Consider the following 25,701-nt stretch of genomic DNA (forward strand, 5'->3'; position numbering starts at 1 on the left):
GACACAATAATGAAACACACAGCGGGAATATGGGCGATCGCAGGCATGCTGATCGCTCCCTTGGCGCACGCCGACGTCATACTGCACGCCTTCAACTGGCAGTACAGTGAAGTGACGGCCAAAGCCGACCTTATCAAGTCGGCCGGTTATAAACAGGTGCTGATCTCACCGCCACTGAAATCCTCGGGCAACGAGTGGTGGGCCCGTTACCAGCCGCAGGATCTGCGCCTTATCGACTCCCCCCTTGGCAACAAGCAGGATCTCGAAGAGCTGATCGCCGCCATGAAGGCGCGGGGCATCGCTGTCTATGCCGACGTGGTGCTCAACCATATGGCCAACGAAAGCTGGAAGCGCCAGGACCTCAACTACCCCGGCAACGAATTGCTCGGCCAATACGCCGCCAACCCGGCCTATTTCGAGCGCCAGAAGCTGTTTGGCGATCTGGGGCAAAACCTGCTGGCCGCCGCCGATTTTCATCCCGAAGGGTGCATCAGCGACTGGAGCGATCCGGGCCATGTCCAGTACTGGCGACTCTGTGGCGGTGCCGGTGACAAGGGACTACCGGATCTTGATCCCAACAACTGGGTGGTGAGCCAGCAGCAGGCCTATCTCAAGGCGCTCAAGGGGATGGGGATCACGGGCTTTCGGGTCGATGCGGTCAAACACATGAGCGATTACCAGATCAATGCCGTGTTCACCCCCGAGATAAAACAGGGGATGCATGTCTTTGGCGAGGTGATCACCACTGGCGGCGCTGGCAGCACCGATTACGAGCGCTTCCTCAAGCCCTATCTCGACAGCAGCGGTCAGGGTGCCTATGACTTTCCGCTGTTTGCCTCCCTGCGCGGGGCGCTGGGGTATGGCGGCAGCATGAACCTGCTGGCGGATCCGGGGGCCTATGGTCAGGCGCTGCCGGGCAGCCGCGCCGTCACCTTCACCGTGACCCACGACATCCCCACCAACGATGGTTTCCGCTATCAGCTCCTTAGCCAAACTGACGAGAAGCTGGCCTATGCCTATCTACTCGGCCGCGACGGCGGTTCGCCGCTGGTCTACTCGGATCACGGCGAGACCCGGGCCAAGGACGGACTGCGCTGGCAGGATTACTACCAGCGCGCCGATCTCAAGGGGATGATCCGCTTCCACAATGCAGTGCAGGGTCAGCCGATGCAGCTGGTCGGCAGTGGCGACTGCTTCGTGCTGTTCAAACGGGGCAAGCAGGGGCTGGTCGGTATCAACAAGTGCGACTATGAGCAGGAGTACTGGCTCGATACCGCCAAGTTCGAGATGAACTGGTATCGCAACTATCGGGATGTGCTCGACCAAGGCGGCGTGGTCAAGGTGCAGAGCCAGTGGGTACGGGTCGCCATTCCCGCCCGCAGCGCCAGAATGTGGCTGCAGGAGTGATCAGGCTAGCACCCTGCCGTGCTATCAGCTGACAGCCATAAAAAGCAGACCAATAAAAAGAGCGACCACCAAGGTCGCTCTTTTCGCTCAGGTCGTTTGACCAGGAAATCAGGGGTGATTACTCGTCCCCAGCTTCCTCAGCATCGGCAGAGCCGACTTCTGGCGCGATATCAGTGCCTTCAGACACCTCACCGTCAACCGCCACTACGTCGTTCTCGTCCTCATCGCTCTCGGCGATGCGCTGCAGGCCCACCACGGTCTCGTCTTCACCGGTACGGATCAGACGGACACCGCCGGTGTTACGGCCGATGATGCTCACTTCAGCAACACGGGTACGCACCAGGGTGCCGCCGTTGGTGATCAGCATGATCTGGTCGGTATCGTCGACCTGGATCGCATCGATCACCTTGCCATTACGCTCGTCTACCTTGATGGAGCGAACGCCCTGGGTACCACGGCTCTTGGTCGGGTACTCGGTCAGCGCGGTACGCTTGCCGTAACCGTTCTCGGTGGCGGTCAGGATGGCACCCTCGCCACGGGGGACGATGAGGGAAACCACCTTGTCACCGTTGAGCAGACGGATACCACGAACACCACCGGCAGTGCGACCCATCGGGCGTACGCCCTTGAAGGTGCCCTTGCTTTCGGTGTTGTCGCTGCCTTCGCCGGCATCATCGTCGTTGCCAGCTTCAATGACGCTATCGTCATCGGCCTCAACATCATCGCTGACATCGGCATCGGCGGCATCTGCGCGACCACTGCCTTCCGCGAAGCGAACCACCTTGCCCGCATCGGAGAACAACATGATCTCGTTGCTGCCATCGGTGATATCGACCCCGATCAGCTCATCGCCCTCTTTGAGGTTGATGGCACGGATCCCGGAGGAGAGCGGACGGCTGAACGCAGACAGGCTGGTCTTCTTCACGGTACCGTCAGCGGTGGCGAAGAACACATACTTGTCGTCAGCATACTCTTTGACCGGCAGAATGGCGGTGATGCGCTCACCCTCTTCCAGCGGCAGCAAGTTGATGATCGGACGGCCACGGGCGCCACGGGACGCCTCCGGCAGCTGATACACCTCAAGCCAATAGACCTTGCCACGGGTGGAGAAGCACAAAATGGTGTCGTGGGTGTTGGCCACCAGCAGACGCTCCACAAAGTCCTCTTCCTTGATCCGGGTGGCCGACTTGCCACGACCACCGCGGCGCTGGGCCTCGTAGTCGGTGATCGGCTGATACTTCACATAACCCTGGTGAGACAGGGTCACCACCACGTCTTCCGGGGTGATCAGATCCTTGGTATTGAGCTCGATGCTAGAGAAGTTGATCTCTGTGCGACGCTCGTCACCATACTGCTCGCGCACCGCCAGCAGTTCATCGCGGATCACTTCCATCAGCCGTTCCGGGCTTGCCAGAATGAACAGCAGCTCGGCGATCAGATCCAGCAGAGATTGATACTCTTCCAGGATCTTGCCGTGCTCGAGACCGGTCAACTTGTGCAGACGCAGGTCAAGGATGGCCTGAGCTTGCTGTTCGGTCAGGAAGTAACTTCCTTCGCGAATGCCGAACTCTGGCTCCAGCCACTCCGGACGGGCCGCGTCGTCGCCTGCTTTTTCCAGCATGGCGGCTACGTTGCCAAGATCCCATCCCCGAGCTACAAGCTTGGCTTTGGCGTCGGCAGCGGTGTCGGAGTGACGGATCAGCTCGATGATCGGGTCAATGTTGGCCAGTGCGACCGCCAGACCTTCCAAGATGTGCGCCCGATCCCGCGCTTTGCGCAGTTCGAACACAGTCCGGCGAGTCACCACTTCACGGCGGTGCAGCAGGAACGCATCCAGAATGTCTTTAAGGTTCATCAACTTGGGCTGATTGTTATCAAGCGCCACCATGTTGATACCAAAGGTGGTCTGCAACTGGGTGTGCTTGTAGAGATTGTTCAGCACAATCTCGCCAGACTCGCCGCGTTTGATCTCGATAACGATGCGCATGCCGTCCTTGTCGGACTCATCACGCAGGGCACTGATGCCCTCAACCTTCTTCTCTTTGACCAGCTCGGCGATCTTCTCGATCAACCGCGCTTTGTTCACCTGATAAGGCAGCTCGTGAACGATGATGGTCTCGCGATGGGTCTTGTCGTCCACCTCCACTTCAGCCTTGGCCCGCACATAGACAGAGCCACGACCGGTACGGTAGGCCTGCACTATGCCGGCACGACCGTTGATGATAGCGCCGGTGGGGAAATCAGGCCCGGTGATGTAGGTCATCAACTCATCGATGGTGAGATTGCCATTCTCAATCAGCGCCAGACAGCCATTGACTATCTCGGTGAGGTTGTGAGGCGGAATGTTGGTCGCCATGCCCACCGCAATACCGGAGGAGCCGTTGACCAGCAAGTTGGGCACCTTGGTCGGCATGACCGCCGGGATCATCTCGGTGCCGTCATAGTTCGGCACCCAATCCACGGTCTCTTTGTCCAGATCAGCCAGCAACTCGTGGGAGATGCGAGCCATCCGCACTTCGGTATAACGCATCGCCGCGGCGCTATCGCCGTCGACGGAACCGAAGTTGCCCTGACCATCGACCAGCATGTAACGCATGGAGAAATCCTGCGCCATCCGGACAATGGTGTCATACACAGCGCTATCGCCGTGCGGGTGATATTTACCAATTACGTCACCGACCACACGGGCCGATTTTTTATAGGGCTTGTTCCAGTCGTTCCCCAACTCGTTCATAGCAAACAGAACGCGGCGGTGAACCGGTTTCAAGCCATCACGCACATCCGGCAGAGCTCGTCCTACGATCACGCTCATGGCGTAATCAAGATAGGAACTCTTGAGCTCTTCTTCGATGTTGATCGGCGTGATCTCTCTGGCCAGATCGCTCATAGAAAGCCTTATCCCTAATTAGTTGTTCTTTGGCTTAAACAGCGCGACATGGTAACACAGCGAGCAAAATATCTTAAGCCACAAATCCGGGCAGAAACTCGGGCTGGTTTGACCAAGTCCGTTGGTTATAATGCCCGCCAGGACAATAGATTGCGCCCACGTTTTGCGACCTGCGCGCCCTGCCACAGGATCAATGAAAAATGAACAGTGATGCCAATGTCGATCTGACAGAAATCGCCAAATTTGAAGCCATCGCCTCCCGCTGGTGGGACATGGAAGGGGAATTCAAACCCCTGCATCAACTCAATCCGGTGCGCCTTGACTGGATCACTGACAAAAGTGGTGGCCTGTTTGGCAAACGCATCCTCGACATCGGGTGTGGTGGCGGCATTCTTTCAGAGAGCATGGCCCGTCGTGGCGCCAAGGTAACTGGCATCGACATGGGCAAGGAGCCGCTCGGGGTGGCCCGCCTGCATGCCCTTGAACAGGGGGTCGAGCTCGAGTATCAGCAGATGACCGCCGAACAGCACGCCGACGAGGCTCCCGGTCAGTATGACGTGGTGACCTGCATGGAGATGCTGGAACATGTGCCGGACCCGGCCTCCGTGCTGCGCGCCATCGCTACTCTGGTTCGTCCCGGTGGCCGGGTGTTTGTTTCGACCATCAACCGCAACCCGAAAGCCTATCTGATGATGATCATCGGGGCCGAATACCTGATGAAGATGGTGCCCAAGGGGACTCACGATCACAAAAAATTCATCACACCTGCCGAACTCTGTCGCATGGGAGAAGCGGCGGGGCTGTTGGTGCGGGATATGAGCGGTGTTCACTTCGCCCCCCTCAGCAACCAGTTCAAGCTCGGCAAGAACGTCGACGTCAACTATATGGTGGAGTTTGTCCGCCCGGAGCACGGTTGATGAGCGCCCCTCACCCCATGCCCCTTCGCTGCGTACTATTCGATCTCGACGGCACCCTGCTCGACACGGCCCCCGATCTGGGGGCTGCGGTCAATCATGTGCTGGTAAGCGAAGGCTTTGCCCCACTCTCTGACGCCATCATCCGCCAGACCACCTCCAACGGGGCGCTCGGGCTGCTCAAGGCAGGGCTCGGCAATGAGCTGCTCGAAGAGCTGGGCAGCCAACGGCTTCGCACCGCCCTGCTCGATTACTACGCTGCCAACCTCTGCGTCGGCACCCGCCCCTACGAGGGAATGGTGGATCTTATCGAGTGGCTCGATGAAAAACAGCTGCCCTGGGGCATCGTCACCAACAAGCCGGGCTTTCTCACCGAGCCGCTGCTGGCAGCGTTGCCGGCGCTTGCCAGCTGCGGGGTGACGGTCAGTGCCGATACCCTGCCGGTGCGCAAGCCCGACCCCGCCCCCATGTACTTTGCCTGCGACAAGCTGGGAATTGAGGCGGCACACTGCCTCTATGTGGGGGATCATGTGCGGGACATCGAAGCGGGCCGTAATGCTGGCATGCGCACCGCCGTGGCCGGTTGGGGTTATCTCGGTGATGACGAGGATCCCGCCGAGTGGGGGGCGGATCTGCAATTCGACACCGTGCAGGCCCTGCACCACTGGCTGCGCTATGAGTTGACGACCAGTGCCTGATGATCCGGCCAAGGGTGGTTATGTCGCCAACCACCCTTTTTACTCACGGTGCGATGGGCTGTCATCTGGTCACGTCATCATCTTGTCACGCCATGGTCGCGGTGAGCGTATTGATGGATGGCGCATACAGCTTTATCGATGATGGGTACTCATACGAGGAATTTTCGACTGTTGCATAGCCATCATGAATATTGCAGAGACAGTACACATCTTGTGGCCGACTTCGCTACGTCAATGCCACAACTGGACAGCTTTTGACCCTTGTTGCACAAGGGATAATCAGCACAGGTTTGCTAGTAAAAAGACCCTCTTTTCGCAAGCAAAAAAACTTATTTAAATTTTCCATCTTCGCTCGGGAGACTTGCATTTAGCGGAGCGGACGAATGAAAACCCGCTCACTGTGAGCGGTCACTAACACAGAGCCCAAGACTCACAATTTATCCACAGCAAGCAGGTTATCCACACATTGCAATGAGCGGCCGACCTCACTATCTTGTAGCTCGAAATCAAAATAACACTACATCTTGTGATTCATCGCACAATCTCTACCCAATCCCCGCACACTGCCGGGGCGTGGGAAGCGGCATTGTGCGATGGTTTTTCGGGAATCAACTGAAGGTCATCAGCCAATGAATTTGTTTGTGACGAAGCGTAACGGACACAAAGAACCCATCGATCTGGATAAAATTCACCGCGTGCTGGACTGGGCCGCCGAAGGGCTCGACAACGTGTCGGTCTCTCAGGTAGAGCTCAAATCCCACATCCAGTTCTATGACGGTATCCGTACCGCCGACATTCACGAAACCATCATCAAGGCGACGGCAGACCTCATCTCCGAGCAGACCCCGGACTACCAGTACATGGCAGCCCGTCTGGCCATCTTCCACCTGCGCAAGAAGGCCTATGGCCAGTTCGAACCGCCCCACCTCTACCAGCACGTCGCCCGTCTGGTAGACATGGGCAAATATGACAAGCACCTGCTGGAAGACTACAGCCAGGCCGAGTTCGATGAGTTGAACACCCATCTGGATCACTGGCGCGATATGGACTTCTCCTATGCGGCGGTCAAGCAGCTGGAAGGCAAGTATCTGGTGCAGAACCGCGTCACCGGCGAGATCTACGAGAGCCCGCAATTCCTCTACATCCTGGTAGCGGCCTGCCTCTTCTCCAAGTATCCGAAAGATACCCGTCTGGACTATATCAAGCGCTTCTATGATGCGGTCTCGACCTTCAAGATCTCCCTGCCGACCCCGATCATGAGCGGCGTGCGTACTCCGACCCGTCAGTTCAGCTCCTGCGTGCTGATCGAGTGTGATGACAGCCTGGATTCCATCAACGCCACCGCCAGCTCCATCGTGCGTTATGTTTCCCAGCGCGCCGGTATCGGCATCAACGCCGGTCGCATCCGTGGTCTGGGCAGCCCCATTCGTGGTGGCGAAGCCTTCCACACCGGTTGCATCCCCTTCTACAAATACTTCCAGACTGCGGTCAAATGCTGCTCCCAGGGCGGCGTGCGCGGCGGTGCGGCCACCCTGTTCTATCCGCTGTGGCACACCGAAGTAGAGAGCCTGCTGGTGTTGAAGAACAACCGCGGCGTGGAAGAGAACCGGGTCCGTCACATGGACTACGGGGTACAGATCAACAAGCTGATGTACCAGCGCCTGATCAAGGGTGGCGATATCACCCTGTTCTCCCCGTCCGATGCACCGGGTCTGTACGATGCCTTCTTCGCGGATCAGGACAAGTTCGAAGCGCTCTACGTCAAGTACGAGCAGGATCCGGCCATTCGCAAGAAGACCCTGAAAGCGGTGGATCTGTTCTCCCTGATGATGCAGGAGCGCGCCGGTACCGGTCGCATCTACATCCAGAACGTCGATCACTGCAACACCCACAGCCCGTTTGATCCGAGCGTGGCGCCAGTGCGTCAGTCCAACCTCTGCCTCGAGATTGCGCTGCCGACCAAGCCGCTGAATAACATCGACGACGAGAGCGGCGAGATTGCCCTGTGCACCCTCTCCGCCTTCAACCTGGGTACCATCGAGAAGCTGGAAGATCTGGAAGAGATGGCCGAGCTGGCGGTCCGTGCCCTTGATGCCCTGCTCGATTATCAGGACTATCCGATTGCCGCCGCCAAAAAGGGCAGCATGGGTCGCCGCACCCTGGGCATTGGCGTCATCAACTACGCCTACTATCTGGCCAAAAACGGTGCCCGTTACTCTGACGGTTCCGGTCTGGCCCTGACCCACCGCACCTTCGAAGCCATTCAGTACTACCTGCTGAAAGCCTCCGTGCAGCTGGCCCGCGAGTTCGGCCCCTGCCCGCTGTTTGGCGAGACCACCTACGCCCAGGGCATTTTGCCCATCGATACCTATAAAAAGGATCTGGATGTGCTGTGCAACGAGCCACTGCATCTGGATTGGGAATCCCTGCGTGAAGAGATTAAAACCGTGGGTCTGCGCAACTCCACCCTGACCGCCCTGATGCCGAGCGAGACCTCCAGCCAGATCTCCAACGCCACCAACGGCATCGAGCCGCCGCGCGGCCTGGTCTCGGTCAAGGCATCCAAAGACGGTATTCTCAAGCAGGTGGTGCCCGAGTATGATCGCCTGAAAGATCAATACGAACTGCTCTGGAAGCAACCGAGCGTCGACGGCTACCTGCAGCTGGTCGGTATCATGCAGAAGTTTGTGGATCAGGCGATCTCCGCCAACACCAACTACGACCCGGCCCGTTTCGAAGGCAACAAGGTACCGATGAAGCAGTTGCTCAAAGATCTGCTGACCGCCTACAAATACGGCCTCAAGACCCTTTACTATCACAACACCCGTGATGGTGCGGATGATGCACAAGCCGACATACAAGATGACGGTTGCGCTGGCGGGGCTTGCAAAATCTAAGTCACGGCAAGATCTGATTAACCGGGCGGGAGCATGAAGCTCCCGCTCTCCCGTTTCATCACTTCAATAGATTCTGGTAATCATGGCCTATTCAACTTTCTGCCAAACCCAAAACGACCAGCTCAAAGAGCCGATGTTTTTTGGCCAATCGGTCAATGTGGCCCGTTATGATCAACAAAAACATGAAATCTTTGAACGGCTGATCGAAAAGCAGCTCTCCTTCTTCTGGCGTCCGGAAGAGGTCGATGTCTCCCACGACCGTATCGACTATCAGGCGTTGCCGCCCCACGAGCAGCACATTTTCATCTCCAACCTGAAATACCAGACTCTGCTGGATTCTATTCAGGGCCGCAGCCCGAACGTGGCACTGCTGCCGCTGGTCTCCATCCCGGAGCTGGAAACCTGGATTGAAACCTGGGCCTTCTCGGAGACCATTCACTCCCGCTCCTATACCCACATCATCCGCAATATCGTCAATAACCCGGGTCAGGTGTTTGACGATATCGTGGCCAACGAGCAGATTTTGAAGCGCGCTGGCTCTATCAGCTGCTTCTACGACGATCTAATCGAGTCGACCGCCCTCTATAACCTGCACGGTGCCGGCACCCATACAGTCGCAGGCCGCGAGGTGACCATCACCCTGCGTGAGCTCAAGAAGAAGCTCTACCTGTGCCTGATGAGCGTCAACGCACTGGAGGCGATCCGCTTCTACGTCAGCTTCGCCTGCTCCTTTGCCTTCGCCGAACGTGAACTGATGGAAGGCAACGCCAAGATCATCAAGATGATCGCCCGCGACGAAGCCCTGCACCTCACTGGCACCCAGCACATGCTGAACCTGATGCGCACCGGTCAGGATGACCCCGAGATGGCCGAGATTGCGGCTGAATGTGAGCAGGCTTGCTTCGAGATCTTCAAGGAAGCGGCGATCCAGGAGAAAGAGTGGGCCGAGTACCTGTTCCAGGACGGCTCCATGATCGGCCTGAACAAAGACATTCTCTGTCAGTACGTGGAGTACATCACGAACTTGCGCATGGCCGCCGTCAGCCTGCAACCGGCCTTTGCCGGGGCCAAGCAAAACCCGATCCCCTGGATCAACACCTGGCTGTCATCCGACAACGTCCAGGTCGCACCGCAGGAAGTGGAAGTAAGCTCCTATCTGGTCGGCCAGATTGACAGCGAAATGCATGCCGATGATCTCGGTGACTTCGAGCTGTGAGTCAGCTACCTGATATGCTGGTCGGTCAGATTGACAGCGAAATGCATGCCGATGATTTGGGTGACTTCGAGCTGTGAGTGACGCCACCCACACGCTGACCTCGGCCCTGCACGGGGCGGCTGAACAGCACGCACTACCGGTGCCGCGGGTACATACCCGGGATGGGGTGCTGCACGCCCATCCTGGCGAAAGCGTGTTGGAAACCCTGGAACGCCACGGCCATCATGTGGAGTTCCAGTGCCGCAGCGGCTACTGCGGCGCCTGCCGCACGCCGCTGATTGCCGGCAAGGTACACTACCCTGCGGTGCCGCTCGCCTTTGTCTCTCAAGGCGAGTGCCTGCCCTGCTGCTGTAAACCGGTTGGCGCCATCCGACTGGATATCCAGAAGGGCTGACGCTGCCACACGCTGGCAACTCGCGCACAATAAAAAGCCGCCGGAGCAATCCGGCGGCTTTTTTGTCTCTTCATCTACTTGAGAGCGCCCTGTGCAGACGCCAGAACCTTCAGAGGGTTACAACCAGGGAGCCGCGGTCGGCCCGTGGTGCAGGCCCAGCTTCCAGACCCGGCCAAAGTGCTTGTAGTGACCTGCGGCCACGCCAGCCTCCTCCCCCATGCCGTGATAGAGGTCAAGATGACCTTTCTTCACCGCACCGCCCACATCCAGCGCAATCAGCAGCCGCAGCTGGTGCTTGCCAGTCCAGTTGCCCTCTTTGTCGAGCAAAGGCACTTCTGCCAGGATCGGCGTGCCCATCGGCAACAGGGTCTTGTCGGCAGCGACCGCGGCCAACGGCAGTAAGGGGATGCCTGCGGCGCCGACCACATCATTGGTGGGGCGACGCTCGAAGAAGACATAGGAGGGGTTCTGCTCCACCAGCTCCATGACACTCTCTTCCGGCTGGCGATTGGCCCACTCTTTAATGGCCTTCATCGACATCTGCTCTTTAGCCACTTCGCCCCGGTCGATCAGCACCCGGCCGATGCTTACATAGCCGTGGCCATTCTTGCCGCTGTAACCCAGATATTGCAGCCGATCGTCATCCCCGTAGTGAACAAAGCCGGAACCCTGCACATCCATCAGGAAGTTGTCGATAAGGGATTTGCTGTAACCGAGCTCCAGCCCCCGGTTAGCCAGCGCCCCCTGATGGATCTCGGCCCGGCTCGGGCAGCGACCGCCACATTTAGGCATGGCATAAAGCGGGTACTTGTACTCGGGATCGGGGCGGTGACGCACCTCCAGCACCGGCGAGTAGTAACCGGTAAAGAGCACGTTGCCCATCCGGTCAGAGCCCCCAAACTGCGCCAGACTGACGCCATAGCGAGTGAGCTGCGCCGGATCGCCGCCATTGGCCACCCAGCGGGAAAGCTGACCATAGAGCTCGCCATAGCGGCTTGCCATCCGACCAGAGCGGGCCATCACCACCTGGCTTTGCTGGGCGAAACTTTGGTAATTCCGGCTGGCCTGACTGTTAACCCGCTCCACCCTCACCAGATCCTCTGGCAGGGTCCCGTCCAGATACTGCTTGCCCAGATTGACCGGCACCTCGCAGTTAAGAAAACATCTGTTATCGGTCTGTTTTTTAGGCACATCTGCTTTATCAGAGTTGCCCGCACAACCGGCCAGTCCCAGCACTGCGGCGGTCAGCCAGTACGCGTGTTTGTTCATATGTCCTCATATAACGCCAAGAGCCATGCTCGGCGGGGAAGATGCCAAATTTGTAGGGGGAAAGCAAACGACATCAATCACTTGAAGCAGGATTTCTCCAAAGGGGATCTGCTGGGTTATAACAAGGTGACAGGATGTGCGAGGTGATGGATGGAACAGCTCGAAATATTCCCGCTGCAGAGCCCCTGCATCGGGGTCTGCGAAGTGAACAATAAGGGCTACTGCAAGGGGTGCCTGCGCAATCGCGACGAGCGTTTCAACTGGCTCACCATGACCCCGACCCAGCAGCAGGACGTGATGCGCCTGTGCCGCAACCGCAAAGCCCGGGTCGACGCCGCCCGCCGCAAGGCACAGGAAGGAGCAGACGCGGAACAACAGGAACAACCGGGATGGGATTTTTAAGCTGCGCTTACCAGCCCTGCAACCTCTCGCCAATGGCCTACCCACACTAAAAACGTCCCTACCCCACACAAAAAAGCGGCCCGAAGGCCGCTTGCTCATTGATTCATGTCACTGCGCTTCACCACTCAGGCGGTTGCCAGCTTGGCCTGCTCTTCGCTGCGCTTGAGCATGGCGTAGGAGACGCCGGTCAACAGCGAACCCGCCGCAATCGCCACGATATACATCAGCACATTGCTGATGGCGTGGGGAATGAACAGTACGAACAGACCGCCGTGTGGGGCCATCAGCTCACAGCCGAACAGCATGGAGAGCGCACCTGTAAGAGCGCCACCCGCCATGCAGGCCGGGATGACGCGCATCGGATCCTTGGCAGCAAACGGAATGGCCCCCTCGGAGATAAAGCACAGACCCAGAACGAAGGAGGCTTTACCCGCCTCTTGTTCAGTCTTGATGAACTTGGTGCGCGCCAGGAAGGTGGCGATGCCCATCCCCAGTGCCGGTACCATACCGGCCGCCATCACCGCCGCCATCGGGGCGTAGGTTTTGGATGCCAGCAGACCCACCCCGAAGGCATAGGCAGCTTTGTTTACCGGGCCACCCATGTCGAAGCACATCATGGCGCCGATGATGACCCCCAGCAGTACCGCATTGGTAGAACCCATGTTGTTGAGGAAGGTGGTCATGGCACTCATGATGCCAGCCACCGGGCCACCCACCACGTAGATCATCACCAGACCGGTAAACAGGCTGGCTACCAACGGAATGATCAGGATCGGCTTGAGCGCTTCCAGGGTGGTCGGCAGGCGCACCTTGTCGCTCAGGTATTTGGCGCTGTAACCGGCCAGAAAACCGGCCATGATGCCACCGAGGAAACCGGCGCCCAGCGAGCTTGCCAGCATACCGCCGATCATGCCGGGGGCGAGGCCCGGGCGATCAGCGATGGAGTAGGCAATGTAACCGGCCAGCACCGGGATCATCAGGGCAAAGGCCGACGCGCCGCCGATCTGCATCAGGGCGGCAGCCAGGGTGCCTTCTACCTTGAACGCTTCGATCCCGAACACAAACGAGAGCGCGATGATCAGACCACCCGCCACCACCATCGGCAACATAAAGGAGACGCCGGTCAGCAGATGCTTGTAGGGGCCTGCTTTTTCCTCTTTCTTGGGCTGGCTGGCACCGCTGTGGCGATAGAGTGTCGCCTCGTTCCACGCCTTGTCGAGCTCGGCGCGGGTTTTCTTCAGCGCCGCACCTGTGCTGGTGCGATAGACCTGCTTGCCGTCAAAGCGCGCCATGTCCACTTCGATATCGGTGGCGAGGAACACCAGATCAGCGGCGGCAATCTCCTCGGCGGTCAGGGCATTCTGGGCACCGACCGAGCCTTGGGTTTCGACGCGGATCTGATAACCCAGCTGCTTGGCCATGGTCTCCAGCGCTTCTGCTGACATAAAGGTGTGGGCCACGCCAGTTGGGCAGGCGGTCACCGCCACGATGAGCTTGCCAGCGGTGGCCGGTTTGGCGGCAGCATTGGCAACGGCGGGGGCGGCTTGATGGCGATAGACGCTGGCACCGCTGGTTGCGGCCTCCAGCAAAGCTGCCGGATCTTGCAGGGCCAGATCCATGCTCCCCTGATAGAGCTGTTTGCCATCATAGGCAGCGAGATCCACCGGGGCGCTGGCGACAACCAGCACCAGGTCGGCGGCGGCAATCTGCTCCTTGTTCGGCACCTGACGGGGTTGCACGCTGGAGCCGACGTCGAGGGTGAGCTCCCAGCCTGCCAGTTTGGCCTGCTGTTCTATCCGTTTTGCAGCGAGAAAGCTGGTGGCAATGCCCGCCGGGCAAGCCGTAACCAAAATTGCTTTCATTGGGCATCTCCTGAGTTGTCCATTGAGGGGGTATTGCATTGAGCCGGTGCCAGCTCAGCCAGACGCTGTACGCGCACCTGCTCAAGTAAGGGGTTGAGCACAGCAATATCGCTAAAACCGACCGCTACCTGACTGACCGCAAGCGCCGAGACGGCGGTGGCCAGACGCAGGGTCTGCTCCGGCCCCCAGCCAAGGCTCAGACCGTGGGCGAGACAGGCAACCAGCGAGTCGCCAGCACCGACCGTGCTGACCACCTGCATCCGCGGCGGAATGGCTTGCCAGACGGCATCCGGGGCAAACCAGATCAGGCCATCGGCGCCGTTGGAGATCACCACATTGGGGATCCCGCTTGCCTGCAGCGCGCGGGCACATTCGGCCTGCTCGCTCAGGGTCTTGATGGGGCGGCCAGCCCATTGCTCAAGCTCTTCCAGATTGGGTTTGACCAGAGTCGGCGCCGCCTTGATCCCTTCGCTTAAGGCCGCGCCGCTGCAATCGAAGATCACCTGTTTGCCTTTGGCCTTGAGCAGGCGGATTAGATGGGCGCAGTAATCGGGGGCCACCCCTTTGGGCAGGCTGCCCGCCAACACGAACCACTCTGCTTGCAGTGCCAATTCGTCAATCGCCTGCTCCAGCGCGCTCACTTCCCCTTGGTGAATGGTGAGCCCCGGCAGATTGAGATCGGTGACCCGACCGGACTGCTCGGAGATCTTGACGTTGATGCGGGTGCTGCCCGCCACGCGCACAAAGTGATCCGCAAGCTTCCGCTCGGTAAACAGGGAGACAAAACTCTGCGCATTGTCAGCGCCAAGCCAGCCGGTCACGCCAACCTCGCGGCCCAGATCTTTGAGCACCATGGCGACGTTGATCCCCTTGCCCGCCGCACGCAGGTTGGCCTCGCTCACCAGATTGACCTCGCCAAGGCTCATCGCCTCGAGACGGGTGGTGAGATCAAGGGCCGGGTTGAGGGTAATGGTGACAATCTTCATCAATGAGCCCCCTCGCCCAGACCGGCGGCGATGGCCTCACCGATCCCCTTGAGGGCCGCTTCGGCGTCGGCCCCTTCGGCGCGAAATGCCAGACGGTGCCCGCACTTGACCCCAAGACCAATCACCTTCATCAGGCTCTTGGCGGAGACCGCCTCGCCGCTGCCATCCAGATTGGCAACCCGGATGTCGGATGCAAACTCTTTGGCCACCTTGACCAGCATGGCGCCCGGACGAGCATGCAGGCCGTGGGGGTTGATGATGGTGAAGGTCTCGGCAAGACCGCTCGCTGGCCCCGCCTGCAACATGGCCAGCCCGTCGCTGCCGGCAAGAGTGGCGAGCTGACCTGCGGCGGCCAGTTTGGCCAGATTCTCAAGTTGCGGCAGATGACCTGCATCGGCGGCACACAGCAGCAGCATGGCGCTGACCGGCAGTTCACCTGCGGTGAGTGCGTTGCTCGGGGTCGCCAGTACCCAACCGGTCTGGGCGGATGCTGTTTGCTGAACATTGGCCCGTGCCAGCCAGACTCCCTCGCCCAGATAGGCGGGATCGCTTGCCAGCAGCGCTGTCACCATAGCGGCATCGCCCCAACCTGCAGACTTGGCGCGAGCGGCCGCACCCAGCAGCAGCTGGTCGCGATCATCGGCCGGGAAGTCGGCCAGGGTCAGGTATTGCACCTCTTTGGCGGCAGTAGCACCGGTCAGGATATTGATGATGGTGTCGGCGTCAGTGGCCTCTCTCAATTGCGCGGCCGCCTGCTCGTCACCCAGCACATGGGTGAGCTGGCGCAAAATGCCCAGATGCTCGTCAGACTTGGCAGCTATGCCGATGGCGACATAGGCGATCTGCCCCTCGTCCCACTCGATGCCCTGGGGGAACTGGGCCACCATGACGCCGGTGCTCTTCACCAGATGGCGGGTGTCGGTAGTGCCGTGGGGAATGGCGATGCCGCTGCCAAGGTAGGTGGCATGCTGCGCTTCACGGGCCAGCATTCCATCTACATAGCCCGCTTCCACCAGACCGGCTTCGGTCAGTTTGCCTGCCAGCAGGGCAATGGCTTCCGACTTGGTTGCCACCGACTGTCCCAGCAAGATCTGCTCTCGCGCCAACTTCAACATAGAGACTCTCCATCAGGTTCCGGCCGCGCCGGTACATCACAATTGAACATTCGGGTAACTCGCCAGCTGACAATAGGCATGATCGCGATTAACTGTGATCAAGGTTGGCTTTTGAGGCCTGGCTATCTATCCGCTGCTGACAGGCTGAATCGTTTCACTTACACTCAGACTGAATCGTTTCAGCGAATTGATCAAGTGCCCGTATCCAGTGCTTTTCAATGATATGATCCCGCGCACACTTTTCGGTGCCCTCACCCGGCAGTGACCGTGGGCCTTGCAACTCAAACAGAGCCAATATGATGAAACTGGATGAAATCGCCGCCCTCGCCGGTGTCTCGCGCACCACGGCCAGCTATGTGATCAATGGCAAGGCCGACCAATACCGCATCAGCCAGGCGACCCGCGACAAGGTGATGGCAGTGGTCACCGCCCACAACTACCAGCCGGACAGTCGTGCCGCCTCCCTGCGTGGCGGCCAGACCAAGACCCTGGGCTTTATCCTGCCCGACCTGGAAAACGCCAGTTACGCCAAGCTGGCCAAGCGCCTCGAACAGGGAGCGCGGGCGCAGGGCTATCAGCTGCTGATCGTCTGCTCGGAAGATGATCCCGCCACCGAAAAAGAGCTGGCTCAGATGCTGGTGAGCCGCCATGTGGACGCCCTGCTGGTGGCCAGCTGCCTGCCCCCTGACGACCCCTTCTATGGCAAGTTGCAGGCGCAAGGGTGCCAGATCCTCGCCATCGACCGGGCCATGGCCGCCGACAAGTTTGTCACCGTCGCCAGTGAAAACGAGAAGGCGAGTTTTGATCTCACCAGCTCCCTGCTCACCCCGACCCTGCGCCATATCGCCTTGATCACCGCGCTGCCGTTGTTGACGATCAGTGCGCAGCGTAAAGCCGGTTTCGAACAGGCGGTCGCCAGTCATAGCACGGCGCGCCACCTGTGCGAGGGGGATCACTTCTCCCGCCTTGAGGGGTATCGCCTGATCAAGGATCTGCACCAACAGCTGGGCCAACTGCCCGAGGCGCTGATCACCACCTCCTATATCCTGATGGAGGGGGTGCTCGATTACTTGCTGGAGTTAGAGCTGGAACAAGAGATCGATATGAGCCAGCTCGCCATGGCCACCTTCGGGGATGATCGGCTGCTCGACTTCCTCCCCTTTGGCATCAACTCTCTGCCCCAGCAGCACGATGCACTGGCCAGCCAGGCGCTGGAGCTGGCACTCAAGGCGGTGAACGGCGAATACCAGAGCGGCCTGCACTATGTAAGCCGCACCCTCAAGCGCCGCCGCTAACCCGCTTCGCAGCAGACTCGGTTTGCTGTCAATCCATGCGAAAAACAGTGCGTGACAACTGTTCGTGAAAACCGTTAGTAAAAACAGTGCGAACATAAGGCTGCCAGGATCGGCAGCCTTATGTTTCTCCCCACAACCCTGCCGCGCTCTGCTTTCTCTACAGGTTTGACCGACTAAACAACCGGCCGCCACACCCCTGTTGCCCCTCAACGCCACGCCAGCGTTCATACAACGCCCTCCCCGCTCCCCTATCTGCGCTGCTGCCACTTGGCTGATCTGTATCTATAAGCCCCCTCTGCCAGTCGTTTTTTTCGGTGCTTTTTTCTGCAATTAGCCACCACCGTCATCATTTATTTCCACTTAACGCCACATACCAGCACAAGATCCGTGTAAAAGGGGTTGTTTCCGCTATTTTGATCCGCTAACTTGGCAACCATCTTTTACAAGTGACAGGTTTTAGGTACAGATGTTCCCGTTCCGATATTGCTAGCCTCCGGCCCTATCCCCGGAGGCGCCTGCTGATAACGCCAATTGGCCCCCTCTTGTTGACGTCACTGCTGACACCGCCTGTTTGCACTGACACCGCTACGTTCGGATGGATAACATGAATACCAAAACCCTGGGTTGTACCCTGTTGATTGCCGGCACCACCATAGGCGCCGGAATGCTGGCCCTGCCGCTGGCCTCCTCCTCCCTTGGTGGCCCCGCCACCCTGCTGCTGATGGTTGGCCTCTGGGCCCTGATGGCTTTCACCGCCATGTTGCAAGTAGAAGCAAGCCTCAACACCGGCAAGTGGTACCTGCACCAGCTGGCGGATCATCTGCTCGGCCCCTGGGGCAAGCGCATCGCCTCCTTCTGCATCCTGATGCTGTTCTACTCGCTGGCCTCCGCCTACATCAGCGGCGGCAGCAGCCTGCTGGCCCAAGCGCTGGCGGATGCAGGCATGACCCTCAGTCAGGAGCAGGCGGCCTGGGCCTTTACCCTGCTGTTTGGCGGCATGGTCTGCGTCGGCACCAAGCAGGTGGATTACCTCAACCGGCTGATGTTCACCGTGAAACTGGTGATCATGGTGGTGGTGCTGGCACTGCTGCTGCCCCGCGCCGAAGGGCAGCACTTGCTCTCGATGCCGCTGGGTCAGGGCTTGTTGCTGGCGGGCCTGCCGGTGATCTTCACCTCGTTCGGCTTTCACGGCTCCATTCCGAGCGTGATGCTCTACCTCGGCGACTGCCCCAAACAGCTGCGTCGGGTCTTTGTCTGGGGCTCTGCCCTGCCGCTGATCCTCTACGTGCTGTGGCAGGTGGCGATCCTCGGTCTGCTCGGCCAGCAAGCGCTGCTGCAAACCGGCGGGGCGCTGGACAGCCTGCTGGCCAACATCGGCAAGCTGGTGAGCTGGCCTGCGTTTAATCAGGCGATGCACCTGTTTGCCGATCTGGCGCTCGCCACCTCCTTCCTCGGGGTGACGCTGGGACTGTTCGACTTTATGGCCAAGGTAACCCGCCGCAAGGACAACTGGCAGGGCCGCAGCCAGACTGGCCTGATCACCTTTGTGCCGCCATTGCTGTTTGCCCTCTACTTCCCGCAGGGCTTTATCATGGCACTCGGCTACGCCGCCATCGCGCTGGCGATCCTCGCGGTGCTGCTGCCGGTGGCACTGGTGTGGCAGAGCCGAAAGCAGGCGCCCGCCCACCACTACCGCGCCCCGGGTGGCGTAGTGGCGCTGGGTCTTGCCGCCGCCATGGGGGTGCTGATCGTCGGGGTGCAGGTCAGCGTCAGCCTCGGAATGCTGCCCGCACTCTGATCCTTGCCGCGATTCAATGCTCCACTCCAAATAGCAAAAGAGCAAAAGCCCCGCCAATCAGATTGGTGGGGCTTTTTGGTAACATGACTATGAGCCAGTTGCCAACTTTAGAAAAATATCCATAGATCTATTTCAATTTTTTACTCGTAGCATTACTCAAGAATGTGTTTTTATCAGGCCATACCAAGTAGCGTTACTTTATAAGCAGGTATGTAATCAAAACATGACTCTAGAATTATATTTCTACGCAGTTATTTATATCGCTAAAGGATCTCACCCAATCACTGATAATATTTTTAACGTGAATCGTCAGTTTCATTCCGCTGACATCTGCGCTCACTCGAATTTACTTACTCAATCTAAAATTTATAATTTCACTGATTTGTCCATGTGGGTTATGAATCCTTGTGGGTACATAATTAAATATAGTATCGAAATCCATAAACACCTTCATTTGCAACGTACCTTAAAGACATAATCACTCACAAGTAAGTAATGAACCATCATAAAAAAAGTTTACCGAATGCTCTGCTGCAGTGAAAAACCCCCGACCTTTTTCACGTACTGTTCCATATTGCCCCAGTCGCTTTAACCTTTCAGATTTTGAGATGTTGGGTGCACAATGGTCGAGTAAAACAAGTTTAGTAGATACTTTAACTTCTTCTGTTGTTATCAGGTTCCAACCAACTTGCATCTGACTAAAGCGCTTGTACTCATCTAGAGTTAAATACTCTTCAAATTGAATTGATAAACCATTTTTTTCTCCACTATCACCAACCAATTTTGTAAAATCTGACAAACTCACCGGTCTAGAAATAATTTTAAACTCATCTTTATCTAAAAATGTAAAAAAGAGAGATGCATTTGTATTTCTTGAATCTGAAAAATATTTTGGATATCCAATCACGTCGATAGAAACCAGTAATTTATCTGATAAAACCTTAGTTTTTGCCTGCACCTCAACTCCAATCGGCTCTTTTAAACTAACCGTCCAGTATTTTATTTCTTCAAACGGTTTTGCTTGCTGCTTTTCGTAATGGTTTTTTGCAAAATAAAAAATTGACACAACAGCTATCAATCCTAGAAAAGCCAAAAAAATTGAAGTCGCCGTACGAAGTGATGCACGTAAAAAATATTTCATTTTTATAAACCCTCAATTAAATGCATATCAGCAATCAAAAAACTTGCATAAATGATAAAAACATTCCACTTCACAAAGTTTAATATGAAGTTACCACCTTAACAAACGACATAACCATCGGACACAAAAATACAAATATAACGATCGCAGCCAAATGAGCATGATACCAAAATAAAACTACATTAGTGAAAAAACAGTTATCTATCGCGCTTATTTCAATCTTTTTTTGATAAAGATCAGCTTCAATAGGCGCATGGAGATAATATATGCAGTCATTTTGTGCACAGTCGATGGCGAGCGAATAGATGGCGGACGTGCTGCGGCAGTTTGCTGCTACCCTCAGAGGCAAGCCATTGAGACGCCAAGCAATATTGCATCACTTAAGGCCTGCCACTCGCCATCATCACACCGAGAGCCAGATAACATGACCATACTGCCTGTTTACGCGGCCCTGCTCGCCCTGCTGTTTGTGTTGCTGAGCATCCGCACCATTCGTACCCGCCATAGCCGCAAGGTGGCGCTGGGGCACGGGGATGATCCCGCCATGTTGCGAGCCATGCGGGTGCATGCCAATTTTGCCGAGTATGTCCCCCTCGCCCTGCTGCTGATCTATTTTGTCGAAGCCACCAGCCAGTCCCCCTGGCTTATCCATCTACTGGGGTGTGCCCTATTGCTTGGCCGCTTCTGTCACGCTTTTGGCATGAGCCGCACGCCGGAAAACTTTCGTTATCGGGTAGCGGGAATGGGGCTGACCTTCACGGTGATCCTGGTGAGCGCGGCCCATATCCTGATCACGGCGCTGCTACCCTGACTCAGCCGTCACGGATAAACGGTGGCACGGTCGGGCTGCCCTATTCTTCTTGGCAGTCGTCGCAACACATCTGCTTAACATAAGCCCGGTTCAGGAGTGCGATATGAAGTGGATTGGCTGGTTACTGCTTGTCGGGCTGACCTCCGTAGCCCACGCAACCCCGCTAAAGCTGGCGGCAGCGGTCGAGCACACCGCGATATTACGCCCTTTTATTCATGACTGGTTTGGCAGGGCGGGTATCGACTTTCAGTTGATCCCCTGCACTTACGCCCGCTGCGAGAAGCTGATTGAGTCGGTGAATGCAGTCGATGGCGACATGGCCCGGATCAAGGGCTTTGATCAGACCCATCCCCACTTGCTGCAGGTCGGCGCCCCCCTCTCGGAAGCGGCGATTTATGGCAAGCCACGGGATAACCCGAACTGGCCCCCAGCCAAAGGGGCCGTGATTGGCTGCCTGCGTGGCAATCAGTGGTGTGAACGCAACCTCGGCAGCTATCAGGTCATCTGGTTAAACGATGAGAAGCAGGGCCTTGCCCAACTGCACAGGGGCAAAGTGGACTGGGTCATCAAGATGCGCGCCGCCTATCAACCTGCGCTGGCGGCCCCCTGGCAGAAGATCGCCAAAGAGCAGGTCTTTCTCTACCTCGATAAAAAGCACCGCGCGGATATTGCGGCCCTGCTCAAGGTGCAGCTGGTGTTGATCAACAACGGCCGCTGGCTGGCGATGCAAAAACAGTATCTTTCAGCCATCTAGCGCTATTCTCGCAGCCCTTCATCAAACCGATTGGCATCGCCGCAAAACCTATAGACAACTCGTTTACTACCTATGTGACGATCCCTCCCCCGCCCTTCGTCACAAGTGACGAACGTCACATTTCGACACCGTTCGGCCTCTTCGTCACGGCGCGACAAGAAAATTAAATCCCTTTTAAAACAAAATTTTAAATCCATTTTCTCGCCTATGATCAATCTGGCCCGTATTTTGCCAACCTGCCCCTATTCTCTCCGTTCGCGACACGACAAGGTAGGCTATGAACCGCTTCGTTATCGCTGACCCCAAGCTTTGTATTGGCTGTGGCACCTGTATGGCGGCCTGCAGTACGGTTCACAAGGCGCAAGGTTTGCAGCAAGCCCCCCGTTTAACCGTTATGCGACACGAGCAGGCGACCATGCCGGTTCAGTGCCGTCACTGTGACGATGCCCCCTGCATCAAGGTGTGCCCGGTCGAGGCGATTGCCCAGACCGGCGATTGCGTGCAACTCAACGAGTCGCTCTGCATCGGCTGCAACCTCTGCGCCGTGGCCTGCCCGTTCGGTGCCATCCAGAGCGGTGGCAGCCGTCCGGTGGCCATGGCCAACAGTTACGACACCTATATTCCCTGCTCCATCCGCTCCAGCAATCCCTCCACCTCCGCCGGTCTGCGCTGCTTTGGCGAGGATCTGCTGAGCTGGGAGCCCGGGGTGCGCAGCATTGCGGTCAAATGTGACCTCTGCGAGTTTCGGGCCGAAGGCCCCGCCTGCATCGAGGCCTGCCCCTCCCAGTCACTGAGCATCGTCAACGACACGGCCTGCGCCAACGCCGCCCGCGATCGCCGCCTGCAAGCGGCCAATGCTCACCCGCAAGGTGCCCCCGCATTCTCGGCCTCTGCTTGCTCGGCCGTCACGACTGCGCCTGTTTCACCCGACGCTTCAACCACTGAGGGATCCTGCTGATGTTGTCCCCCCTTGTTATGGGCACGCTCCTGCTCTTTTTGCTGGGCGCTGCCGCCGGTCTGCTGCTGCAAAAGCTGCCCGCTCTGGCTAACCGTCTCAATAGCGGCTTTGCCCTGCTGGGCTCGCTCGCCGGTTTTGTTGCCGCCATCAAGGCGCTGGCCCAAGGCGCCCCCATCGACGGCCAGCTCTGGCTGTTGGGCTCAGTTCATCTGGATATGCTCTCTGCCCTGATGCTGCTGGTGATCACCCTGGTGGGCGTCGCCGTCTCCCTCTACTCCTTTGCCTATATTCGCGAATATCAGGGCAAGGGGGATGTAGCCATTGGCGTGCTGATGAACCTCTTCCTGTTCGCCATGGTAGGCATGGTGCTGGCCGACAACGCATTGGGCTTTTTGCTCTGCTACGAGCTGGTGACCCTCACCACCTACTGGCTGGTCAAGACCAATCCGGATGCCGCCAAACAGAGCCGCCTTTATCTGGTGATGAACCATATCGGCATGGCGCTGGTGCTGGTTGCCTTCTGGCTACTCTGCCGCGAAAGCAGCTCGCTGGAGTTCGCCGCGCTGCGTGAGCACCATCTGGCGGGCGGCTTGGCCTCTTTGGTGTTCCTGCTCAGCTTCTGCGGCTTTGGCCTGCGCGCCGGTTTCGTGCCGCTGCACGGCTGGCTGCCAGTAGCCGAGCCCGTCGCCCCCTCCCATATTTCGGCGCTGATGTCTGGGGTGATGGTGAAGCTCGGTCTGTTCGGCATTTTGCGAGTCAGCATCGATTTTCTCGGCGCCAGCCAGCTCTGGTGGGGCTACATGGTGCTGATCTTCGGTGCCTGCTCGGCAGTGCTCGGGGTGCTGTTTGCGCTGGCCGAGCACGATCTCAAGCGGCTGCTCGCCTACCACACGGTAGAGAACATCGGCATCATCCTGATGGGGATGGGGATCGGCATGATCGGCATCGCCAACCAGCAACCAGCACTGGTGGTGCTGGGGCTGCTCGGTGCGCTTTATCACCTGCTCAACCACGCCATCTTCAAGAGCCTGCTCTTTATGGGTACCGGCTCAGTGATGTTCCGCCTGCACACCCGCGACATGGACAAGATGGGAGGCCTCGCCAAGCTGATGCCCTGGACTGCGCTGGCGTTCCTTATCGGCGCCATGGCCATCTCGGCGCTGCCGCCCCTCAACGGCTTTGTCAGCGAGTGGTTTATCTATCAGGCGCTGCTTTCCATGACCAAGCTCGGCACCTCTGTCGTTGCCCCGCTGGCGGTAGTGATGCTGGCAGTGACCGGCGCCATGGCGGTGATGTGTTTCGTCAAGGTGTATGGCATCTGCTTCTGCGGCGCACCGCGCAGCGAGAAGGCGAGTCAGGCCCGCGAAGTACCCAATGCCATGGTGGCAGGCACCCTGCTGCTGGCGGCGGTCTGTCTGGTGCTGGGTCTGGGTGCGCCCTGGATTGCCCCATTTGTCAGCGGCTACGGTCAGGCCCTCGTCTCTACTCACCTCATGGGCCAGATGAGCGTGGCCACTGGCGCAACCCTGCTGCCACTCGACAGCTCACAGGCGATCCTTTCCCCGCCGGTGATTGCCATCACTCTGCTGGGGCTGTTCCTCATCCCGCTGCTGGTCGTGGCCATCTTCAAGGGGCCCAAGCTGGGTCGTCGTCACGCTGGCACGCCTTGGGCCTGCGGTTACGCCTACGAGGAGCGCATGAGCCTCACCTCCGGTGGTGTCACTCATACCCTGCGCCAACTCTGTGCCCCGCTCTATCGCAAACAGCCCCAGCTCGATCTGGCTACCGCCCTGCACGGGGTGAGCGCATCCCCCTCTGCCGCTGGCTGGCTGTTGCACGGCCTGGTGCTGGCGCTCTTTATCCTGATGGCTGTAGGAGTCTGATATGCCTGTTCTTGAAATGCCGAGCTGGGGCATGGTTGCCCTCGCCCTGACCCAGGCCATCGCCATGCTGGCGCTGGCGCCGCTGGCCACCGGTTTCAACCGGGTGCTGCGGGCCAAAATGCACTCCCGCCAAGGGCCGGGCCTGCTGCAGGATTACCGGGATATCGGGAAGCTCCTGCGCCGCCAAGAGGTGACCCCCGAGCCTGCCGGCATCATCTTCAACCTGATGCCTGCGCTGCTGATCTCGGCCCTGTTGCTGGTGGCTATGGCGCTGCCGACCCTGACCCACGAGTCCCCCTTTCCCATCGCCGGGGATCTCATCACCGACATCTACCTGTTCGCCATCTTCCGCTTCTTCTTTTCGCTGGCGGGTCTGGACAGCGGCAGCATGTTTGCCGGGATCGGTGCCCGCCGCGAGCTGACACTGGGCATTCTGGTGGAGCCCATTCTGGTGCTCTCCTGCTTCATCATGGCGATGATGGTGGGCAGCTCGGATCTGGGCAATATCAGCAGCTATGTGGCCAACCAGCCACTGGCCGCGCCCATCGCCACCCTGTTGGCCGGTGCCGCCTGCGCCTTCGCGGTGTTTGTGGAGATGGGCAAGCTGCCCTTTGACTGCGCCGAAGCCGAGCAGGAGCTGCAAGAGGGGCCGCTCACCGAGTACTCCGGTGCGGGGCTGGCCCTGCTCAAGCTCTCCATCGGCCTCAAGCAGCTGGTGGTGGTGCAGCTCTTTTTGGTGATCTTCCTCCCCTTCGGCAAGGCGGCGAACTGGAGCCTGCCCGCACTGGCGCTGGCTGCCCTGATCCTGCTCTGCAAGCTGCTGGTGGCCTTTTCACTCGCGGGCATTATCGAGAATTCCATGGCCCGCACCCAGTTCGTGCGCACCCACAAGCTCACCCGCTACGGTTTGGGGCTGGCCCTGCTGGCGCTGCTCGCCTATCTGGTCGGGGTATAACTCATGAGTGCCATCACCGCTGCTTTTTTCGATTTCATCATTTGCGAATTTAAAGTGAG

20 protein-coding genes are annotated in these 25,701 nt (G+C 58.3%); 14 read left to right on the forward strand and 6 right to left on the reverse strand.

Features of this window, described 5'->3' with window-relative positions:
• Positions 1–9 precede the first annotated feature (9 nt).
• Complete coding sequence (locus CK911_RS07125) at positions 10–1,407, forward strand: alpha-amylase family protein (RefSeq protein WP_172953975.1); 1,398 nt, start codon at positions 10–12, stop codon at positions 1,405–1,407.
• A 118-nt stretch (positions 1,408–1,525) separates the two neighbouring features.
• On the opposite strand, the gene gyrA is transcribed toward CK911_RS07125, so the two are convergent.
• A complete protein-coding gene (gyrA, locus tag CK911_RS07130) occupies positions 1,526–4,294 on the reverse strand; it encodes a DNA topoisomerase (ATP-hydrolyzing) subunit A (protein ID WP_098969461.1) in 2,769 nt (922 codons plus the stop codon).
• Positions 4,295–4,494: 200 nt separating this feature from the next.
• Between gyrA and ubiG the strand changes: the two genes are divergently transcribed.
• The 5 genes from ubiG to yfaE all read left to right on the forward strand — a co-directional run bounded on the left by ubiG (position 4,495) and on the right by yfaE (position 10,413).
• Complete coding sequence (gene ubiG / locus CK911_RS07135; RefSeq protein ID WP_098969462.1) at positions 4,495–5,211, forward strand: bifunctional 2-polyprenyl-6-hydroxyphenol methylase/3-demethylubiquinol 3-O-methyltransferase UbiG; 717 nt, start codon at positions 4,495–4,497, stop codon at positions 5,209–5,211.
• Entirely contained in the window at positions 5,211–5,906 is a 696-nt protein-coding gene (locus CK911_RS07140; RefSeq protein WP_098969463.1) for an HAD family hydrolase, read from the forward strand. Before ubiG ends, CK911_RS07140 begins: the two co-directional genes overlap by 1 nt.
• A 629-nt stretch (positions 5,907–6,535) precedes the next feature.
• Positions 6,536–8,803: a class 1a ribonucleoside-diphosphate reductase subunit alpha gene (nrdA, locus tag CK911_RS07145; RefSeq protein WP_068978913.1), complete on the forward strand. Its 2,268-nt coding sequence runs from the start codon at positions 6,536–6,538 to the stop codon at positions 8,801–8,803.
• Positions 8,804–8,885: 82 nt separating this feature from the next.
• On the forward strand, positions 8,886–10,019 hold the full coding sequence (gene nrdB / locus CK911_RS07150) for a class Ia ribonucleoside-diphosphate reductase subunit beta (protein ID WP_042023182.1): 1,134 nt from the start codon (positions 8,886–8,888) through the stop codon (positions 10,017–10,019).
• A 73-nt stretch (positions 10,020–10,092) separates the two neighbouring features.
• Positions 10,093–10,413, forward strand: a complete 321-nt coding sequence (yfaE, locus tag CK911_RS07155; protein WP_172953976.1) for a class I ribonucleotide reductase maintenance protein YfaE — start codon at positions 10,093–10,095, stop codon at positions 10,411–10,413.
• A 117-nt stretch (positions 10,414–10,530) separates the two neighbouring features.
• Here the strand turns inward: yfaE and mltA are convergent, their stop codons facing one another.
• Complete coding sequence (mltA, locus tag CK911_RS07160) at positions 10,531–11,682, reverse strand: murein transglycosylase A (RefSeq protein WP_098969465.1); 1,152 nt, start codon at positions 11,680–11,682, stop codon at positions 10,531–10,533.
• Between the two features lie 150 nt (positions 11,683–11,832).
• Between mltA and CK911_RS07165 the strand changes: the two genes are divergently transcribed.
• Positions 11,833–12,084, forward strand: a complete 252-nt coding sequence (locus tag CK911_RS07165; protein WP_042021977.1) for a DUF1289 domain-containing protein — start codon at positions 11,833–11,835, stop codon at positions 12,082–12,084.
• Positions 12,085–12,209: 125 nt separating this feature from the next.
• On the opposite strand, the gene fruA is transcribed toward CK911_RS07165, so the two are convergent.
• From fruA to fruB, 3 genes are read right to left on the reverse strand one after another with little or no spacing between them, the layout of a single operon-like run.
• Complete coding sequence (gene fruA / locus CK911_RS07170; protein ID WP_098969466.1) at positions 12,210–13,946, reverse strand: PTS fructose transporter subunit IIBC; 1,737 nt, start codon at positions 13,944–13,946, stop codon at positions 12,210–12,212.
• On the reverse strand, positions 13,943–14,932 hold the full coding sequence (pfkB, locus tag CK911_RS07175) for a 1-phosphofructokinase (protein ID WP_098969467.1): 990 nt from the start codon (positions 14,930–14,932) through the stop codon (positions 13,943–13,945). Before pfkB ends, fruA begins: the two co-directional genes overlap by 4 nt.
• Positions 14,932–16,047, reverse strand: a complete 1,116-nt coding sequence (gene fruB / locus CK911_RS07180; protein WP_098969468.1) for a fused PTS fructose transporter subunit IIA/HPr protein — start codon at positions 16,045–16,047, stop codon at positions 14,932–14,934. Before fruB ends, pfkB begins: the two co-directional genes overlap by 1 nt.
• Before the next feature lie 296 nt (positions 16,048–16,343).
• On the opposite strand from fruB, the gene cra reads away from it, so the two are divergent.
• Complete coding sequence (gene cra / locus CK911_RS07185; protein WP_172953977.1) at positions 16,344–17,342, forward strand: catabolite repressor/activator; 999 nt, start codon at positions 16,344–16,346, stop codon at positions 17,340–17,342.
• A gap of 604 nt (positions 17,343–17,946) precedes the next feature.
• Complete coding sequence (locus tag CK911_RS07190; RefSeq protein ID WP_042021971.1) at positions 17,947–19,140, forward strand: aromatic amino acid transport family protein; 1,194 nt, start codon at positions 17,947–17,949, stop codon at positions 19,138–19,140.
• 478 nt (positions 19,141–19,618) lie between these two features.
• Here the strand turns inward: CK911_RS07190 and CK911_RS21135 are convergent, their stop codons facing one another.
• A complete protein-coding gene (locus tag CK911_RS21135; protein ID WP_157774540.1) occupies positions 19,619–20,281 on the reverse strand; it encodes a hypothetical protein in 663 nt (220 codons plus the stop codon).
• A 424-nt stretch (positions 20,282–20,705) separates the two neighbouring features.
• On the opposite strand from CK911_RS21135, the gene CK911_RS07195 reads away from it, so the two are divergent.
• The 5 genes from CK911_RS07195 to CK911_RS07215 all read left to right on the forward strand — a co-directional run bounded on the left by CK911_RS07195 (position 20,706) and on the right by CK911_RS07215 (position 25,642).
• A complete protein-coding gene (locus CK911_RS07195) occupies positions 20,706–21,092 on the forward strand; it encodes an MAPEG family protein (protein ID WP_042021615.1) in 387 nt (128 codons plus the stop codon).
• Between the two features lie 103 nt (positions 21,093–21,195).
• Positions 21,196–21,846 (forward strand): hypothetical protein, encoded by a 651-nt coding sequence (locus CK911_RS07200; protein WP_098969469.1) that lies wholly within the window; start codon positions 21,196–21,198, stop codon positions 21,844–21,846.
• 277 nt (positions 21,847–22,123) lie between these two features.
• Positions 22,124–22,804, forward strand: a complete 681-nt coding sequence (locus CK911_RS07205) for a 4Fe-4S dicluster domain-containing protein (protein ID WP_098969470.1) — start codon at positions 22,124–22,126, stop codon at positions 22,802–22,804.
• On the forward strand, positions 22,804–24,687 hold the full coding sequence (gene hyfB, locus CK911_RS07210) for a hydrogenase 4 subunit B (RefSeq protein WP_098969471.1): 1,884 nt from the start codon (positions 22,804–22,806) through the stop codon (positions 24,685–24,687). The genes CK911_RS07205 and hyfB overlap by 1 nt, the downstream gene beginning before the upstream one ends.
• Before the next feature lies 1 nt (position 24,688).
• On the forward strand, positions 24,689–25,642 hold the full coding sequence (locus CK911_RS07215; RefSeq protein ID WP_098969472.1) for a respiratory chain complex I subunit 1 family protein: 954 nt from the start codon (positions 24,689–24,691) through the stop codon (positions 25,640–25,642).
• Positions 25,643–25,701 lie beyond the last annotated feature (59 nt).

This window comes from Aeromonas sp. CU5, from assembly GCF_002586745.1.
GTDB lineage: Bacteria > Pseudomonadota > Gammaproteobacteria > Enterobacterales > Aeromonadaceae > Aeromonas > Aeromonas sobria.